Here is a 17577-nt window from a genome sequence, read left to right on the forward strand (position 1 = left end):
CTATTCATATTGTTTCATTTGCTCCTCGAGCTCCGCCATGCAGCGCCGCGCAAGGTCTTCCGGCATATCCATATGGTGGCTCAGGCAGCCGAGCGCCGCGATTTCGCTGCATCCATATCCCTTTACGGTGTCGAGCAATATCGCGCTCGGGCGGCCCGCTTCCTTCTTTGCAAGCTCCACCGCCGCAAAAATCGACGCCGGATCGTTCCCGTTCACCTGCTGCGTATGCCAGCCGAAGGAACGGAGCTTCATGAACAGGCTTTCGAGCGGCATGACCTCCTCTACCGCGCCGTCCAGCTGAATCTTATTGTAATCTACAAAGCAGATAAGGTTATCGAGCCCGAATTTCGGCGCGGCAAGCGCAGCCTCCCAAATTTGCCCTTCCTGGCATTCCCCGTCCCCCAGGATTGCATAGACCGTATTTGACAGGCTGTCGAGCTTAAGCCCGTACGCCATACCCGCCGCAAGGGATAGGCCCTGGCCGAGCGACCCTGTCGTGCAGTCGATCCCCGGCGTCTTATTCCCATCGCAGTGGCTCGGGAGGCGCGTCCCGCCCCGGTTGAGCGTATCCAGCCATTCCATCGGAAAAAAGCCCTTAAGGGCCAGCGCTGCGTAAAGCGCCGGGCCCGCATGCCCCTTGGAGACCACCAGCCTGTCCCGCTCCTTTTTCTGCGGATCCTTAGGGTCCACATCCATGATTCCCCCGTAAAGGGAAGCGATCACATCCGCCACAGAAAGGCAGCCGCCCGCGTGCCCAAAGCCCAGCTTTGACAGTTGGCGGATTATCTGCATGCGGATTTCTACCGCAAATTTTTCCGTTTCCCTTATTACCTCATTTTCCATAATTACTCTCCTATCGCCTTCTATAACACTTCCGTCAGTTCCAGGTGCTCATTGTCCGGTCCGCGGAATAAAATCCATTTCGATCCATTCGGGAAAACATCCGCATTGCAGACGGCCTCTTCTGTCTCAAACGTAATACCACGCGCGGCCAGCGTCTTTTTTACCGCTTCGATGTCTTCCGCCTTCATTGCGATATGGTCAACCAACCCATCCGTCCGTTTTTGCGGTTTTTCAAGCCGTACGAGCTCAAGCGTAAGACCGCCGTTCTGCACGAAAGCGACGGCCGTAGTCGTTCCGTCCGCTTCCTTCACCCGGCATTCCCATACCGTTTTGAAATCGAGCGCCTTCTCATAAAACTCCTTTGATCTTTGCAGGTCGGATACGAATACGCCAATGTGCGCAAGCCCTTCCAATTTCGCCATGTTTTTTCCCTCCGTTTCGTCCGCCGCATTCAGCGGTCCAGCTTTCCTTCTTTCCATTCCATCAGGAAACGTTCCATTTCCTCCGCAGTACCTGTGCGTCCGTTCCGTACATAGAAGCCGGATGTCGCCGTTCCGAGCATCAGCGAAAGCGCAGGCTCGAAGCCGCACAGGTATCCATAGGCAAATCCTGCGTTGAAATTGTCCCCCGCGCCTGTGCTGAGGACGGGATGCGCGCAGAACGGTCCGTTCACCTCGTAATAATTCCCGCCCGTCATACACGCCGCTTTTTTGACCGGATGCACGACCAGGCAGTCGATCTTAATCTGCCCCGCGACAAACCGTGTAAGCTCTTCCAGCGGATATTCGCGGTAATCTGTGATCTTCCTGCCGAATAGCTCCGCAAATTCGCATGCTTCTTTTTTGTTAAGCCCAAGGGCCGTTTTGAGTCCCGCCTCCTCGAAGCGCTCCATCAAACGGACCGCGCCGAGGATTTCTTCCCCGCCGCGCTTTTCCGGGTCGGCAAAGTCGATAAACAGCGTTTTCCCCACCCTGTTTTCCACATGGGGGAGGACCTCCGTCAGCAGGCCTTCCCATATTTCGCTCATGCGCATAATCATCGACCAGTTGCTGAAGCTCAGAAGCTCGGCTTCGCGCACCAGCCGGATCAATTCTTCCAGGCCCGCCGCGCGTTTTACATCGTCCCAGCTCATAAGGTTCAAGGGTATGAGCTTGCAGCGGATGATCTTCCCGTCTTCAAATTCCACCGCATCCGTCCGCCCGGGGTCTGCCACGCCGATAATGCGCGAACCGTCCGCAAGCGGTTCATAGACCGGATCAAGCGGCCCGGTCCCAACCGTTCCGATATAGGTGAGTCCAATCCCATAGTTTTTGAGCCCGATCGACATATTCGGCCCGTTTCCGCCAAGCTTTTTCGCAACCGTCACGATCTCCATGCTGGTGCTGAGTCCCGCGCCGTTGCGGACCATCGCCGCATAATCCTCTATGGTACGTACGCGCGCATAGTGTCCGGGATCCATGCGTTTATCCACCACATGAACCACTTCGTCGATAAATCCATCGAATCCAATCACAGCAGGGCGGCGTTTTTTGACCGCATTTTTCAGTTTTTCTGCCAGTTTTTCCTGCATATTGGCTCCTTTCCCGTTCTCAAAAGAAACGCGCGGAGTTCACAAAGGCGCGTTTCCCGCCGCCCGTACAGCGGTGCTTGTCACCGTTTTCCCGCAGAGCCGAACAAAATTATTTTTTTCTCCGCTTCCGCGCAGACCGCCTCCGCCACTTTTGCACACAGGTCAAGGTAGCCGAGGTATTGGCCTTCCTCTTCCATACAGTTCTCCCGCAGACATTTTTTTGCCGCAATATTGAGGTCCGTAAAAATATTTGTTTTTGTGATCCCGTTTTGGACTGCGTCCCTGAAATCCTTGTCCGAAAGGCCGCTGCCTCCGTGCATCACAAGGGGGACCGGCACCTCCCGCCGCAGTTCTTCCAGCCGTTCGATGTTCAGCCTGGGTTCCTTCCGGTAGACCCCGTGCACCGTTCCAATGGCTACCGCAAGCGCGTCCGCCCCAGTCTCACGAATGAATTCCACAGCTTCACGCACGTCCGTATATTCGTCCGCGCTCTCCGCGTAACCGTTTTCATAGCCTTCCAGTCCGGCAACGTGCCCGAGCTCCGATTCGACCGTTACATTTTTCGGCGCGCACAGCCCGACCACTTCCTTCGTGCGCCGCACATTTTCCCCGAACGCCTGGTCTGAAGCATCGATCATGACCGAAGTAAAACCCGCGTTTACCGCACGTTTGATATAGCCAAACGATTTGGAATGGTCGAGATGGACGGCGACGGGTACATGCGCCGCCTTTGCCGCCGCGATCATAGCCGGGGCAAATTCTTCGATCTTCACCAGCTTCTCAAACACCTCAGCAAAGGCGAGAATGATGGGAGAATCTTGCTTCTCTCCCGCCATGACCGCGCCGCGCAGCATCTCGATATTAAACACATTGAAATGTCCGACCGCATATCTGCCTTTCCGCGCATGTTCCAGCATTTCCTTCATATTTACAAGCGACATCCTGTTTCCTCCGCTGCTTTAGTCCGCGATTTTCACGACCGCCTTGACGATATTTGCCTTGTTTTCCACGCTTTGGTCCATCGCGTTCTGGATATCGCTGAACGGGAAAATATCCGTCACGATGTTCCTCAGGTCGACCTTGCCCGACGCAACCGCTTCGATCGCCATCGGATAGATGTTGCGGTAGCGGAAGATCGTCTTGAAGGTCAGTTCCTTATCGAGAGCAAGGTTCATGGGGATGTCCGCATTATCTTTCAGGGAATAACCCACAAAAACGACTGTGCCTCCTTTTTTCGCCCCTTTAATTGCCTGCTGCATGGTGATCTCGCTGCCGGCGGTCTCAATGACGAGGTCGCATCCTCTTCCCTCCGTCAGGTCCATAATTTCTTTTACTACGTCCTGCCGCGCGCCGTTGACCACGCCCGTTGCGCCGAGTTCGACCGCTTTCTCCAGCCGCTTCGGCATGATATCCACTACATAGACCTTTGAAACGCCCTTGGCCCTCAGCGCCATCATGGACACCAGGCCGATGCAGCCCGCGCCCATTACAACAGCCGTCTGACCAAGCTCGGCGCCGCCCTGGTTTGCGGCATGGAAGCCGACTGCCAGCGGCTCGATCAGCGCGCCCTCGAGGGTGCTCACATTATCCGGAAGCTTGAAGCATAGGTCTGCCTCGTGCGCCACATATTCCTGGAACACGCCGTCCACAGGCGGCGTCGCAAAGAAGATCACGTCCGGGCAGAGGTTATAGCGCCCGCTTTTACAGAATTCGCAGTGCCCGCACGTCTTGCCCGGTTCCAGCGCGACGCGGTCTCCCACTTTGAGGTGCTTTACATCCTTGCCGACTTCCACCACCGTGCCGCCGGGCTCGTGCCCCAGGACAAAAGGCGGCTCCACCACATGGCCGCCGATGGCGCCCGCTTCATAAAAATGGAGGTCTGAACCGCAGATTCCCACATATTCCAGCTTCACCAATACTTCATCGTCCTTCGGCTGCGGGATCGGCCGCTCCGTATAACCCATTTTTCCTACGCCGTTCATAACGGCGACTTTCATTGTTCCCTTCAATATCCCTGTCTCCTCTCATTGCTTGGACCGCTGCGCAAAGGCGGCTATACAACAGCCGCCTTTCGCACGCGATCCCAAGCTTTCCAATCACCCACGCACATCATCTTTCAGTTGGGCCGTGCCGCCATTCCCGCGGCACGGCCGGATGTTCCGGTTGCAGATGTTTTTCAAATGGTCAGGCAGCAGCGTCCTGATGCTGTTTTACTTCGCCTTCCGTAAGCTGTCCGTTGTCAATATAAATCTTGATGTATTCATCCACGTTGCCCGAATCCACGAGGATCGCTTCGATTGCATAATCTTCCTGCTCGGTTTCCCCCGTAAGGAGCTCGTAAGCCAGTTTCGTATTCAGTTCGCCGAGTTCGATCGCGTTCTGCAGGCAGGTTGCCGTCTGCAGGCCGTCGATTACGTTGAGCATTCCGCCAGCCGTGCCGTCTACGCCATACACGAGAGTGTTTTCAAACGCCGGATTGTCTTTTGCCATGTTGATGAAGCCCTGTGCCAGCGCGTCGGATGTGGTCAGCGTGCAATCCCAGGTGCCGTAAGACTGCGCCCAGTCTTCGAATACCGCCATTGCGTCCGCTTCGCTGCCCTGCTCGATAATCTGGTCGCCCAGCACTTCGATATCGGGGCGCTTTGCAAGCAGTTCCTCCTGGAACGCCTTATAACGGGTCGTCGTGTGCAGGTTGCCCGGCAGGCAGTTCAGAATAACGATTTTTCCGTTTTCCGGAATCTTTTCCGCCGCATCTCTTGCGAGGACCGCACCCTGTTCGTACGGATCCGCGTCGACGCTGGAAGCGCCTTCGAGATCCGGAATCTTTGCGTTCGTGGTGATTACCTTGATGCCTGCTTCCACCAGTTTTTCCGCATACGGCCGCTGAAGCTCACCGTCGTTCGGCTGGATAATCACGCAGTCGTACCCCTGGGTGATGCAATTTTCAAGCAGGGAATTCTCTTTTTCCGGGTCGCCCTGGGAATCGAGAACATCGAGCGTGTAGGTGTCGGAATATTCTTCTGCCGCTTTCTGCATCTCGGATGCGAGCCAGGAAGCGAATACGTCGGAAAGGGTACGGGCCACATAGGCGACCTTGTATTTTCCACCCTCGCCGTCATTGCCGCTGTCTGCGGCTGCGGACGATTCGGCGGGAGCCGCGGACGCCTGCGTGTCCGTTCCGGCGTCCGAAGAAGCCGCCGGCTGTTCGGTGCCTGCGCAGCCCGTAAGGGCAACTGCCGCAAGCATCACGCTTACCAGGATAATGCTGACTAATTTTTTCATACTTTCCTCCTCATAATTTTATATTTCATTTTTTCTTCCGCTGCGTAGGTATCGGAACCGGAAGAAAACTTTATTTATTTGATTTGCTGGTTTGCCGGTCCTTGGAGTAGATGTCGATGATGACGGCAAACGCGATGATCGCGCCGCGCACGATCTGCTGGATATACGAGTCGACGGACATCAGGTTCATGATATTGCCGAGGAAGCCGACGATCAGCGCGCCGAGGAGCGTCCCGACCGGGTTGCCTACGCCGCCTGTAAAACTTGTGCCGCCGATGATCGTCGCAGTAAGGGCGTCGAATTCATAATCTTTCGCGCCGTTCGGCAGGCCGCCGTTGACGCGGGACATGAACACCAGCGCCGCGACGCCGACGAGCACGCCGTTGACCAGGTAGGATTTCATTTTGACGGCGTTCACCTTGATGCCCGAGGCGTTTGCCGCTTCCTCGTTTCCGCCGACTGCGTAGGTGGAGCGCCCGAAGCGCGTATAGCGCATAATATAAATCATGATCGCCAGCGCGATAAGCATGATGACGACGGGGATCGGGATCGGTCCGAAGGAGCCCTGGCCGACCACGTTATAGTCGCCGATCTCATAGACGTTTTGCCCGCCCGTGATATAGAGTGCCGCGCCGCGCGCAATCGCCTGCGTCGCAAGGGTCGCAATGAAGGGCGGCGTTTTGAATTTCGTTACCATCAGTCCGTTGAGCGCGTTGATCGCGAGTGCTACGCCGATCGCTACTGCAAAACCTACGAACAGGTTGGGGACCGCTTTATACGCAAGGACCGATACCACGCCGGCAAACGCGACCACAGAGCCGCAGGATAAGTCGAGCAATCCGGCGATAATCAAAATCATTTCGCCGAGGGCCAGCATAATGACGACCGACTGCTGGCGGAATACGTTGATTAGGTTGGTCGACGTTAGAAAGTTTTCGTTGGCAAACGTACATACGACCATAAATATAATCAGGATAAAAATGAGGCTATATTTGCTAAAGAAATTTTTCTTTCCTTGATTGAGTGTAATTTGTTTTTCCATTGCTTTGCTCCTACTCCTTCTATTGCACAGATTTTACAGCCAGCTGCATAACAGCCTCCTGCGAAAGTTCATCCTTTTCAAGCATGCCCGTCATATAGCCTTCGTGCATGACGTAAACGCGGTCGCACATTCCAATGAGCTCCGGGAGCTCGGACGAGACCATGATGATGCTTTTTCCCTGCTTTACAAGTTCCATCATCAGCTGGTAGATTTCGCTCTTGGCTCCGACATCGATGCCGCGCGTAGGCTCGTCGAGGATCAGGATGTCGGGCTCCCGCACCATCCATTTCGCGAGGATGACCTTTTGCTGGTTTCCGCCGGAAAGCGAGAATACCTTGGTGTCGAGCGCGGGCGTTTTTACCCGCATTTTTTCGCACATGGAACGCACCGCGTCGAATTCTTCCTTTTTATACCACCGGCCTTTGCGGATGAATTTATCGAGAGCCGCAAGCGCGATATTTTCTTCTACGCTCAGCAACGGGACGATGCCGTACCTGCGGCGGTCTTCGGACAACATGGCGATGCCGCTGCGCACCGCGTCCTGTACGCTCCTGATTCTGACCTCCTGCCCCTTCACGAAGATCGACCCGCCGTCGTAGCGGTCGAGGCCAAAGAGAGCGCGCATGACCTCCGTCCGTCCCGCGCCCATCAGGCCGGCGAACCCGACTATTTCCCCTTTTTTCACATGAAAATCCATATTGTGAAAAATTCCTTCGCTGGTAAGGTCCTCCACGCGGAGCATTTCATCCGTGACCGCGACCTCTTCCTTGGGATACTGGTTTTCAATCTTGCGCCCCACCATCAGTTCGATGACCGTTTTTTCGTCGATGCCGGACGCTTCATGCGTTTCGATCACATTGCCATCCCGCAGGATGGTGATATCGTCCGCGATTTTAAAAATCTCATCCATTTTGTGCGAGATATAGACGATGCTCGCGCCGCGCTGTTTGAGCTGCTCGATCTTTTCAAACAGCCGCTCCACCTCTTTGGAGGTGATCGCCGAGGTCGGCTCGTCCATGATGATGATGTCTGCGTTGAAGGAAACCGCTTTGAGGATTTCGATCATCTGGATGTCCGAAACGTTAAGGCTGCGCAGCTTGGTATCCGGCGCATAGGGGAGCCCCTCCTGCTCTAAAAGCTCCGTGGTTTTTTTGCGGACCGCCTTCCAGTCGATCACGCCCTTGCCTTTCATAGGCCAATGCCCGAGGCAAATGTTTTCTTCGAGCGTAAGATCCGGCACGAAAGACAGCTCCTGGTAGATCATCGCGATCCCCAAGTTCCGCGCATGCAGCGGATCGCGGATTTTGACCTTTCGGCCGTCCACGAAAATATCGCCTTCGTCTTCCTTGTAAATCCCGTTGATGATTTTCATCAGGGTGGATTTCCCCGCCCCGTTTTCTCCGCATAATACATGGGTCGTACCGCGGCGGAGCTGGAAGCTCACGTTGTTCAGAGCCTTTACCCCGGGAAATGATTTTGAAATGTGTTTCAGTTCCAACTTAATTGCTGTAGTTTCAGCCATAATTCCCTCCCCCTTGTTAAAATTGAAATTAAATACATGTATAGGCGCCGTCCACGACCACGTCGCTGCCCGACGTGTACCCGGCCGCTCCGCTCGCCAGATAGAGGACCGCCGGCATCAGTTCCTCGGGATCGCCCATACGGTGCATGGGAATCAGCGGCATCCATGCGTCCCGCAGTTCCTTTGGCGTATCAGCCGACATTGGCGTTGCAATATAGCCCGGACTCAAGCTGTTTACGCGGATGCCCGTCCCGGCAAATTCTGCCGCGAGAGAACGCGTCATATGGATTACGCCTGCCTTTGAGGCATTGTAGGAGACCTGCCACTGGGGCACGTTTGCGATGCTGCCGGACATAGACGCCATGTTGATGATACTGCCGCCCGTTCCCTGTTCCAGCATGATCCGGATAGCGCTGCGCGCCACAATGAATTCGCCCGTCAGGTTTACGTCCACTACCTCGCGGAATTCCTCCACAGACGCGTCCATCGTATCCTGATGCATACAGATGCCCGCATTATTGAAAACGACATCGAGCGGCCCGGACCGGGCCACGACTTCCTGTAAGGCCTTTTCCACTTCGTCTTCGCTGGTCACATCCGTTTTGAGAAAATAGGCTTTCCCGCCGTCCCGCCCGATGAGCGCAACTGTTTCATCCGCGCCTGAGCGGCATAAAACGGCGACCTCCGCCCCAGCTTTCGCAAGTCCGCGCGCAACTGTCTGGCCGATCCCACGGCCTCCGCCCGTTACGACAGCCACCTTGCCTCCAAGGCCAAACAAATCCTCCAAGTACATCTTCAGTCCCCCTCCGATTATTCATTCGTAAGCTCTATTCAGTTCGCTTTTTTCAGATACAAGCCGCTCGATTGGATGCGGCCATGAACATGGTTTCGAGCGGGAGCTTCCTTCCGCCCGGTAGAATTTCAAATCCAATTCGTATTATAGTTTCTTATTAGGAAATTGTCAATATAAATATTTCTTATTAGGACATTCGCTATTTATTTTCATCTATTTTCCCTATAATTTAATGGGGATACCCTATCGATTGAGATATCATAATAACAGGACCGTCTTTTACGGTGAAAACATGTATAAGCAAGGGACGAAACAATGAACCGAATTCGGGATTTGCGGCAGAAAAACCACCTGACCCAGGAAGAACTGGGACGGCTTTTAAATGTACAAAAATCCGCGATTTCCAAATATGAAACAGGTAAAATTCCCCTGACGGATGAAACGATCCGGCAAATGACAAAAATTTTCGGCGTGAGCGCGGACTACCTGCTGGGGCTCGACAGCGCCCCGGAACGTTCCTATTGGGAAACACGGCTTGCCGCCCTTAAGGACGACAGCCTCCGCGACCTGGAAAAATATATTGAATTGCTGGAGCTGCGCGACCGGCAGGCAAAAAGCTCCCCCGACAAAAAATATGGAGCCTCGAATACGTTCGCATCACAAAAGAAATCCGCGCTATGAGGGGTTCCCTGAAAAAAAAATAAAAGAGCTGTTTACACCGCGTAAACAGCTCTTTTTGAATTGTTTTCGTTCGAAGCCGCCTTTTCCGTCAATCGCGGCCCAATAAAACGTCTTTTTCGTATTGCTTTACCTCGCCGTACCAGTCCATCCCGACCGGTACGCCGCTTTTCTCGCAGTAATAATCCCATACCGCATTCACCGGCATATTTTTCATCTCTTCCACCAGCGCCAGGCGGTAGGTCGTATCGCCCGCGCGTTCCGCCGCGAGCAGCCTTTCCCGCGGTTCCAACAGCGCAGACAGGAGCGCCTTTTGCGTCGCCCGCGTCCCGATCACCCAGGCTGCGATACGGTTGATGCTCGCATCAAAGAAATCCAGCGCGATATACACGCGGGAAAGCGCATTTGCGCGCACCACCTCCTGCATCAGCGCCATCGTATCGTCATTTTGCAGTACGACATGGTCGCTGTCCCAGCGCACGGGGCGGCTGGTATGCAGCAGCATCTTGTCTGTGAACTGGAGCACCGCCGACACCTTGTCTGCAACACTTTCCGTCGGATGGAAATGCCCGAGGTCGCACGTTACCATGATGTCCCGCGTAACCGCATATCCGAGCGCGAGTTCGCCCGAGCCTACCGTAAAGCTTTCAAGGCCGATGCCGAACAGCTTACTCTCGATCGCATCCAGCACATGGTCCTTGGAAACGGCTTTGGAGCGGATTGCGTCCAAGCTCCTGATAAAAAGCGCACGCCTGTCGTACCGGTCTACCGGCGCGTCCTTGCTTCCGTCCACCATCCAGTGGTTCAGCACGCACGGACTTCCCTGCCGTTTGCCCATCTCTTCCGCAATATCTCGGCAGCGCCTGCCGTGCTCGATCCAGAAACCACGGATCGTATCATCGTAGCTTGCGATCGTATAGCCGCCCTCCGATTTCGGATGGGAAAACATCGACGTGTTGAAGTCCAGCTTGATCCCAAGCTCCTGCGCCCACTGCATCCAGTTTTCAAAATATTTGACCTCCACCGCGTCGCGGTCCACACGCTTCCCGCCCGTCTCCAGATAGAACGCATGCAGGTTTGCGCGTTGCCTGCCCGGGATCAGCGAGAATGCTTTTTCATAATCCGCGCGCAACTCGTTTGCGTTGCGCGCCCGGCCCGGATAATTGCCCGTTGCAAGGATACCGCCGGACATTCCCTGTTCGCTCACCTCAAAGCCTGTTACGTCGTCTCCCTGCCAGCAATGCATCGATATCTCCACTTCATCGATCGCCCGCAGCGCCGTTTCCGTATCCACGCCGTACTCCGCAAACCGTTCCCGGGCTGCCTCATACTGTTTCATTACACTTTCTTTCCTCATTTTTCTATGATCCTTTCCGATATTTTTCCCGGCATTTCTGCCGTATTGTTTTTATTCGCTTATTAAAACGTTTTAATAATTTGCTGTAAACAACTTTATCCGGAAATATTTTATATTCGCCTCCTATGAAAACGTTTTAATTGTTTTGTAAGCACTTCCGCTGCCGGAATACCGGCAGGCACCATTTGACTGCGTTTTATACTGCGGGAAATATACTTTTATTATATCGGATCATACGCAGGAAGCAAGGGGAAAATTCATTTTTCTTTTAAAAAACCTGAGAACCGGCGAAAAAAACGTTTCGCCTAGCAAGATCCCTTGAGGATAATCTTCTGCGGCAGGACCACGTGCCGTGCTTCCCCGCTTTCCCCGGCCAGCGTTTCTTTCATGATCTCCCACGCGACGCGGCCCATTAACACCTTATCCTGCTCCACAGTGGTTAGCTTCGGCTCAACGAAATCCGTAAAGGAGATATTGTCGAAGCCGACCACCCCGACCTCTTCCGGGATGCGGAAACCCGCTTCCTTGAACGCGCGCGCCGCCCCGATTGCCAGAAGGTCAGTCGTTGCAAAAATGGAATCGGGCAGGTCTTCCCGCTTGGTATCCGCGAGCACCCGCTTGATATAGGAATATCCCTTTTCAAGGTTGTCCATTTCCATATCTTCGCTGATATAGATAAATTCCGGGCGGACCTCAAGCCCGTTTTCCGCAAGGCCCTCCAGATATCCTTCGTACCTGTCCTTCAGGTTTTGCAGGCGCGTAGACTCGGCAAGGAACCCAATCCTGCGGTAACCCCTGCGGTGCATCAGCCCGACAACCTCGCGGGCAGTTGTAATGTTGTCAAACTCGACCGTCGGAAGGTCTATCCCTTCCATCCGGCGGTCCGCAAGCACGACCGGCATGCCATCTGCCTTCATCTGGCGGAGCAGGGCAAGGTCGTCGGCGCCGTTAAAAAGGAGTATCCCATCCACATTTTTGTCCGCCAGGCGTTCCATTTCAACCGCTTCGCGCTTCCCGCTGTACTGGTAGCTTACCACAAGAACCGTATAGCCATCCCGGTAAGCGCTGTCGATAAAGGAGCTCAGGACCGGCGAATAGAAATCGTTCGTTACGTCGGGAAGTAAAAAGCCGATCACATAGGACTTTTTGGTGCGCAGGGCGCGTGCAATGGAATTCGGCTTATAGCCAAGTTCTTGGATCGCTTCCAGCACCCGTTCCGTCGTTTCCTCGGAGATGGAAGCGGTTTTATTGATGACATGGGAAACCGTTCCGATCGTCACGCCCGCCTTTGCCGCAACGTCGACCATCGTCGGTTTTTTCAATTTTCCCTTGCGCTCCGTCATTTCCGTATTCTCCACGGTTCCCGTAAAAAGTTTTGTTAAAACATTTTAGCTAAAGTATATGGAACATCCCGTTCTTTGTCAAACCGGTTCTCCCAGCCCGCGCAGGCCGCCCGCTTCCCCTTGGAATCGGGCGGCTTCTTTGCATATCCGCGTATTTTTCACACAACCGTCAATTATTTCCAGTGAAATTTCTATCCAGCCTCTGGCGGGAATATCCAGACATGCTATAAATAGAGATAGCAATAATTTTATCACCAATATATATATTCCCACGACCAAAGGAGACATTATGGAAATCACATTAGAAAAGCTCAGGCGGGGAACACAGGAATATCTGGATGCGCTTGAGGGGAAGGGGCTTTCCAGATCCACCTTCAATGTTTACGCACGCAACCTGTCTTACATGAACAGTTATTTCGAGCATGAAGCCGGCCGCCGCGGGATCACCCCCGGGGACGTCGCCGATTTTCGCGACCATGTGGAGGCGAAATATAAAAATGCTACCGCAATCAATATCATCGGCATCACGAACCGCCTATTCCGTTTTATGCACGAGGAGCGTTTCTGCATTAAAAACATTCGCAAAAAGCAGCCGGACCACCTGCCCGACGTGCTTACGCGCAGCGAATACAAAAAGCTTCTTGCCGTTGCCGCGCGCGAAGACAGCAAGCTTTACTATATTATCCGCACGATCGCGGGCACCGGGATCAACTACAGCGACCTTGAATTCATTACGGTGGAGGCGGTGAAGAACGGTTACGCAAAGGCGCAGCGCAGCGGCAAGACGTGGGACATCGTGATCTCACGCAACCTTCAGGAGGTGCTCAGCCAATACTGCCAGGAAAACGGCATTAAGAGTGGCATCATTTTTTACGGCAGAGGTATGAACCGCATTATCGACCGCGCTTACATCTGCCGCCAGCTCAAGGTTTTGGGCGGTATGGTGAAGATCGACGAATCCAAGCTGACTATGCGCGCACTGCGGCTGTTCTTCTCTTATATGTATTTACAGAGCGAGAACAATATTTTTGAACTGAACGAGCTGCTCGGAAACAAGATGTATGCGGCGAGGCAAATCCTGCCTTCGCGCAGCATCCACGAAAAAAGCCGTACGCTGACCAAGCTGGGGCTATAAAGTCCCGGTTTCCCATACCCCAAATGCAAAAACGCACTGCCTCCGCGGTGCGTTTTTGCGTCAGTCTTCCTTACAGCTGGAAAAGCTGGTCCGCTTGAAATGCGTATCCTCATATTGGCGGACGATCTCATCTTCCACGGCGGGGAGAACCGCGCACTGTTTCCCATAGCACTTTGCCGGGATATCCGCCTCCCGGCACCGGGGCCATCCAGCCCGTCCGGTGCGCGCGAAGGCCACAAAGTCCCGCTGCATCTCGTGCGAGAGCTCCCGCACTTTTTTCATCGACGGGGACAACAGGAAAATAAGCTTACCCATTCCCGCCTTGAAATTGCCGAATACAAAGGGTATATCGCTTGAGTGGAACGCATGCAGGCCGCTTATCTTCATAGCTGGGGTCTCATAGTCAAAGCGGTACATCCATACATCGCAGTGGCGGCCGTATTCCTGCACATACCACACGTTTCCCATGCGAAAGACCATATCTGAAAACATCATCGCCTGCCCGCGGCGCTTTCCATAGCGCCGCCGGTAGGCCAGCGGGATCCGTTCCTTGCATTCATCCGCTTCATGCTCCACCCCCGCCTGCATAATACCGTCCACATCGAGCGCTTTTGCCAGGGGTTTTATGAGCAGGAAGGACATCTCTTCCCGCGTCGTACCGATCAGCATGGGGATTTCCCGGGCGATCCCAGTCCGCGCGGCGGCAATCGGGTAATCGGGTACAAGCGCCTCATCCACGGAAATACGGAAGGTGCCCGCGCCCAGCCCACAACGCGCTACAAACTCCCGCTGGCAGGCCGGGAGCTCTTTTTCGGGGACAGAAAGGAGCTCCTGCGCATCCTTGACGCCCGCTGTTTCAAGGAAGGCGCGGGCGGTGCGCCGCCCCTCTTCACGTCCCTGCAGGAGCGTGGGCCCTCCGCTCATTACGATACATTTTGAAAAAAGCCCCCGCGCTGCCGGGAGCACGGGAAGCACGCTTGTGATCGTCCCCCCCGCCGACTGCCCAAACACGGTGACGTTATCCGGATCTCCCCCGAAGGCGGCTATATTCGTTCTGACCCAGCGCAGGGCCTCCAGCACGTCGAGCAGGCCGCAATTGGCATGAAAATCGCTGTGCACAAAAGAGAAATCGAGAAACCCCAATATCCCCACACGGTAGTTGAAGGTTACGACCACGACATCGCCGTTCCGGGCAAGGTTTGCACCGTTATATGCTTCCTCGCTGCCGCTGCCGCCCGCAAACGATCCTCCGTGAATAAAGAACATAACCGGACGTTTTCCCGCAGTTCCGGGCGACCATATATTAAGGTACAGGCAGTCTTCCGCCATCGGTGCGCGTCTTATATCCTCCTGCGGGCACGAAGGGCCAAATTCCAAAGCGTCGCGCACACCAGTCCACGGCCGGACAGCCTGGGGCGGTGAAAAGCGGGCTGGCGGCTGCGCGTATGGGAGCCCTTTCCACGCAGCCGTACCCCCGTCTTCCATTCCCCGGGCCATTCCGCAGGGAGCCTGTGCTATAAATTCCTGCAACGAAAACATCTCCTTCAAATGTCGTTTTCCTTATAATACACCACGGGATTGCAAATGGAAACATTTGTCTGCATTTTTCCAAACTGCATAAGCATTGGCAAAGAGACGACGGCACAACCGCACGGAGCACCGCCTTCCTCCCGCAGGCGCGGGGAAAAAACATCTTCGAAATTTCCCCTGACATTTCCGGCGGAAAATGGTATAATAAATATATAAGGTCAGCGTGCAGTTTGCTTTGCGGAACGTAAGTCCAGCTTGTGCAAACGGCGCGCTTTTTTATCAGAGCTGTTCGGAAACAAATAAAGGAGGATATCATGTTTCAGGTGAACGAATCGGTCCTATATGGCATCCAGGGAGTTTGTAAGATCGTTGAAATCACAAAAAAGAATTTTGGCCAGACCCCTGTTGAATATTATGTTTTGCGGCCGGTTTACGATGGCAAGGATACGCGCGTGTTCGTACCTACGCAAAACGAGGAGCTGACCTCCAGGATGCGGCGCGTGCTGTCTCCCGAGGAGGCGCACAAAATCGTCAGCCGGATACCGCGCGAAGAGCCTATTTGGGTCGAGGAGGAAAACGAACGTAAGGTCCGCTATAAGGAAATCCTTGCAGGCGGGGATTGCCGGGAGTTAATTCGTATGATAAAGGCGCTGTACCTCCACAGCCGCAGCCTGCAAGAAAAGGGTAAAAAGCTCCATCTGTCCGACGAGCATTTCCTCAAGGACGCGGAAAAAGCGCTGTATGATGAGTTTGCCCATGTGCTGAAGCTCCAGCGCGACGAGGTGCTGCCGTTTATTTTTGAGCAGATACAGGCTCCTGAGGAGGAAAGTAAAAGCCATGTATAAAACAGGCGATTATGTGATCTGCAGGAGCGGCGGCGTATGGCACGTCGGCGGGGCAAATACGGGTCAATTGAAACTGGAATCGCACGAAGCGCCCGGCGAGACGCAAACGGTTTCTGCGGACAGCGGAGAAATCGTACGCAGGATCGTCCCGAAGGATGAGCTTTTGGATGTCCTCAGCCGCATTCCGTATACGCGGACCATCCAGGCCCCCGGGGCCAAGGTGCGCATGGAATTCTACAGGGATGCTATGGAGAAATATGACGAGCTTGAATGGATCAGGGTCATTAAAACCGTGTACATGCAGGAACGCGAAAAACGCCTGGCGCCGGGTGAAGGTGAATACGGCATCAGGGCAAAGCGGTATTTGCACGGCGAGATTTCTGTGCTGCTGGGAATCCCGTTCGACCATGTGGAAGAATACATCGCCGCTTCTATCGCTGACGACGTTTGGTGAAGGCTGCAAATATTTTTGAAATCGCGCGGGAAAATTGTTGCTTTTGGAATGCGCGTATGATATTATATTGCAAGACAATTTAATCAGATGGCGGCGTAGCTCAGTTGGCTAGAGTACTCGGTTCATACCCGATTGGTCGGTGGTTCGAATCCACTCGCCGCTACCACATTGCAAGGCCCTACAACTTAAATTGTAGAGCCTTTTTATTTGCCTATAGTTGGCAGTGAATAGTGGTAATTATAGTTAATTATCAATACATTTTGTCGTACAAATGTCGTACAAGTTATCCCGTAAATCTAAAGCAATCGATCTTTCTGTAACGAAACATCGGTTTTAGAACAGAGCTCTTACAAAAGAGGCAAATACTAGATACAGCACGAGTGAGGGTAGGCTCCAAATTCTGAAAAACTCTTTTAATAATTTAAAAGTGGCGGTGGGGGATCAATAACGTTTCAGGCTTTCGTGTAATAAATCACTGTTTTGAGGAAATAAAAAGCCACTCTGGTTAGAGCGGCTCAGGCGTTCAATAATCAATTCCTTGGCAGCGCAGAAAATGACCCCCGTATCAATTCCCTTACAGCTTTTTTAAAATCCTTACATGGAAAAAGTTTCTGCTCGTACCGATCATTGTCTTCTGGAAAATCTTCTTTGCGGAAGTTATCACGTTCAATGATCTCTGCCTCGCATGCTCCATTACTATAGCGTCGCTGTACAACCATAAATCTCCACTCCATAAGGACCTTCCTTTCGTTGGCGTCATCAATGGCAGCCGTAGAGCTTAAACACTATTCTGTTTTGCTTTGTGTAGGTAGATATTTTTGCACCTTTATTCTAATACTATATTTTAATGAAATCAATATAAAGTTATCTACATAGGTTTGTAAAATCAAAAAAAGACCGCCCACACCATTCCGATGCAGGCGGCCTTTAGTTGTCTAATCCGGTTCCCCATCCGTGGGAGGTGAGCCAGTCGATGGAGCGTTGCTTGTCCTCGTTGGAGATCGTCGTGATATGTAAAATCAGACGGTGAACCGCCATGAAGAATATCTCATCCGGCACAGGATTGCCGTCGTCGTCCAGCATGGGCGGAACGCCGTGTTCACGATCCCATTGTTCGATAGCAGAACGGTTGAGGGATAAGAGTATGCGGTTGCGGTCGGAGTGGTTCTTCACCATAAAAATG

General features: G+C 53.5%; 17 protein-coding genes and 1 tRNA gene. 5 read left to right on the forward strand and 13 right to left on the reverse strand.

All coding sequences use genetic code 11. The features are described from left to right. The 9 genes from B1H56_RS08565 to B1H56_RS08605 form a co-directional block, all read right to left on the reverse strand. Nucleotides 1-843 (reverse strand): transketolase, encoded by an 843-nt coding sequence (locus B1H56_RS08565; RefSeq protein ID WP_066740095.1) that lies wholly within the window; start codon nt 841-843, stop codon nt 1-3. A 20-nt stretch (nt 844-863) separates the two neighbouring features. Beyond that, nucleotides 864-1322 (reverse strand): VOC family protein, encoded by a 459-nt coding sequence (locus B1H56_RS08570; protein WP_066522284.1) that lies wholly within the window; start codon nt 1320-1322, stop codon nt 864-866. Beyond that, nucleotides 1295-2413, reverse strand: coding sequence for a PfkB family carbohydrate kinase (locus B1H56_RS08575; protein WP_066522286.1), 1119 nt, complete (start codon nt 2411-2413; stop codon nt 1295-1297). The genes B1H56_RS08570 and B1H56_RS08575 overlap by 28 nt, the downstream gene beginning before the upstream one ends. A gap of 80 nt (nt 2414-2493) precedes the next feature. After that, a complete protein-coding gene (locus B1H56_RS08580) occupies nt 2494-3354 on the reverse strand; it encodes a class II fructose-bisphosphate aldolase (RefSeq protein ID WP_066522288.1) in 861 nt (286 codons plus the stop codon). An 18-nt stretch (nt 3355-3372) separates the two neighbouring features. Beyond that, the gene (locus B1H56_RS08585; protein ID WP_066522290.1) at nt 3373-4422 is read right to left on the reverse strand and encodes an NAD(P)-dependent alcohol dehydrogenase; all 1050 of its coding nucleotides are present in this window, start codon (nt 4420-4422) and stop codon (nt 3373-3375) included. Between the two features lie 175 nt (nt 4423-4597). Next, nucleotides 4598-5695 carry a sugar ABC transporter substrate-binding protein gene (locus B1H56_RS08590; RefSeq protein WP_066522292.1) on the reverse strand — a complete coding sequence of 366 codons (1098 nt, stop codon included), beginning with the start codon at nt 5693-5695 and terminating at the stop codon, nt 4598-4600. Nucleotides 5696-5765: 70 nt separating this feature from the next. Further along, entirely contained in the window at nt 5766-6737 is a 972-nt protein-coding gene (locus B1H56_RS08595) for an ABC transporter permease (protein ID WP_066522300.1), read from the reverse strand. A 19-nt stretch (nt 6738-6756) separates the two neighbouring features. Next, nucleotides 6757-8259, reverse strand: a complete 1503-nt coding sequence (locus B1H56_RS08600; protein WP_066522303.1) for a sugar ABC transporter ATP-binding protein — start codon at nt 8257-8259, stop codon at nt 6757-6759. A gap of 28 nt (nt 8260-8287) precedes the next feature. Then, nucleotides 8288-9052, reverse strand: a complete 765-nt coding sequence (locus B1H56_RS08605) for a glucose 1-dehydrogenase (RefSeq protein ID WP_066522306.1) — start codon at nt 9050-9052, stop codon at nt 8288-8290. A 315-nt stretch (nt 9053-9367) separates the two neighbouring features. Here B1H56_RS08605 and B1H56_RS08610 point away from each other — a divergent pair, with 315 nt between their 5' ends. Next, nucleotides 9368-9733, forward strand: coding sequence for a helix-turn-helix domain-containing protein (locus B1H56_RS08610; RefSeq protein WP_066522309.1), 366 nt, complete (start codon nt 9368-9370; stop codon nt 9731-9733). 88 nt (nt 9734-9821) lie between these two features. Here B1H56_RS08610 and B1H56_RS08615 read toward each other — a convergent pair whose 3' ends face one another. After that, complete coding sequence (locus B1H56_RS08615; protein ID WP_066522312.1) at nt 9822-11087, reverse strand: L-rhamnose isomerase; 1266 nt, start codon at nt 11085-11087, stop codon at nt 9822-9824. Nucleotides 11088-11392: 305 nt separating this feature from the next. Further along, nucleotides 11393-12445 carry a LacI family DNA-binding transcriptional regulator gene (locus B1H56_RS08620; protein ID WP_207667485.1) on the reverse strand — a complete coding sequence of 351 codons (1053 nt, stop codon included), beginning with the start codon at nt 12443-12445 and terminating at the stop codon, nt 11393-11395. Between the two features lie 274 nt (nt 12446-12719). On the opposite strand from B1H56_RS08620, the gene B1H56_RS08625 reads away from it, so the two are divergent. After that, nucleotides 12720-13565, forward strand: a complete 846-nt coding sequence (locus B1H56_RS08625; protein ID WP_066522318.1) for a tyrosine-type recombinase/integrase — start codon at nt 12720-12722, stop codon at nt 13563-13565. A gap of 60 nt (nt 13566-13625) precedes the next feature. Here the strand turns inward: B1H56_RS08625 and B1H56_RS08630 are convergent, their stop codons facing one another. After that, complete coding sequence (locus B1H56_RS08630; RefSeq protein ID WP_162938980.1) at nt 13626-15095, reverse strand: carboxylesterase/lipase family protein; 1470 nt, start codon at nt 15093-15095, stop codon at nt 13626-13628. 314 nt (nt 15096-15409) lie between these two features. Here B1H56_RS08630 and B1H56_RS08635 point away from each other — a divergent pair, with 314 nt between their 5' ends. From B1H56_RS08635 to B1H56_RS08645, 3 genes are all read left to right on the forward strand, one after another. After that, nucleotides 15410-15940 carry a CarD family transcriptional regulator gene (locus tag B1H56_RS08635; protein ID WP_066522332.1) on the forward strand — a complete coding sequence of 177 codons (531 nt, stop codon included), beginning with the start codon at nt 15410-15412 and terminating at the stop codon, nt 15938-15940. Beyond that, the gene (locus tag B1H56_RS08640) at nt 15933-16394 is read left to right on the forward strand and encodes a hypothetical protein (RefSeq protein ID WP_066522338.1); all 462 of its coding nucleotides are present in this window, start codon (nt 15933-15935) and stop codon (nt 16392-16394) included. The genes B1H56_RS08635 and B1H56_RS08640 overlap by 8 nt, the downstream gene beginning before the upstream one ends. An 89-nt stretch (nt 16395-16483) precedes the next feature. After that, nucleotides 16484-16560: transfer RNA gene (locus B1H56_RS08645), tRNA-Met, on the forward strand. Between the two features lie 761 nt (nt 16561-17321). On the opposite strand, the gene B1H56_RS08655 is transcribed toward B1H56_RS08645, so the two are convergent. Further along, the gene (locus B1H56_RS08655) at nt 17322-17570 is read right to left on the reverse strand and encodes a hypothetical protein (protein ID WP_066522342.1); all 249 of its coding nucleotides are present in this window, start codon (nt 17568-17570) and stop codon (nt 17322-17324) included. Nucleotides 17571-17577 lie beyond the last annotated feature (7 nt).

This window comes from Christensenella minuta, from assembly GCF_003628755.1.
Classification (GTDB): Bacteria; Bacillota; Clostridia; order Christensenellales; family Christensenellaceae; genus Christensenella; species Christensenella minuta.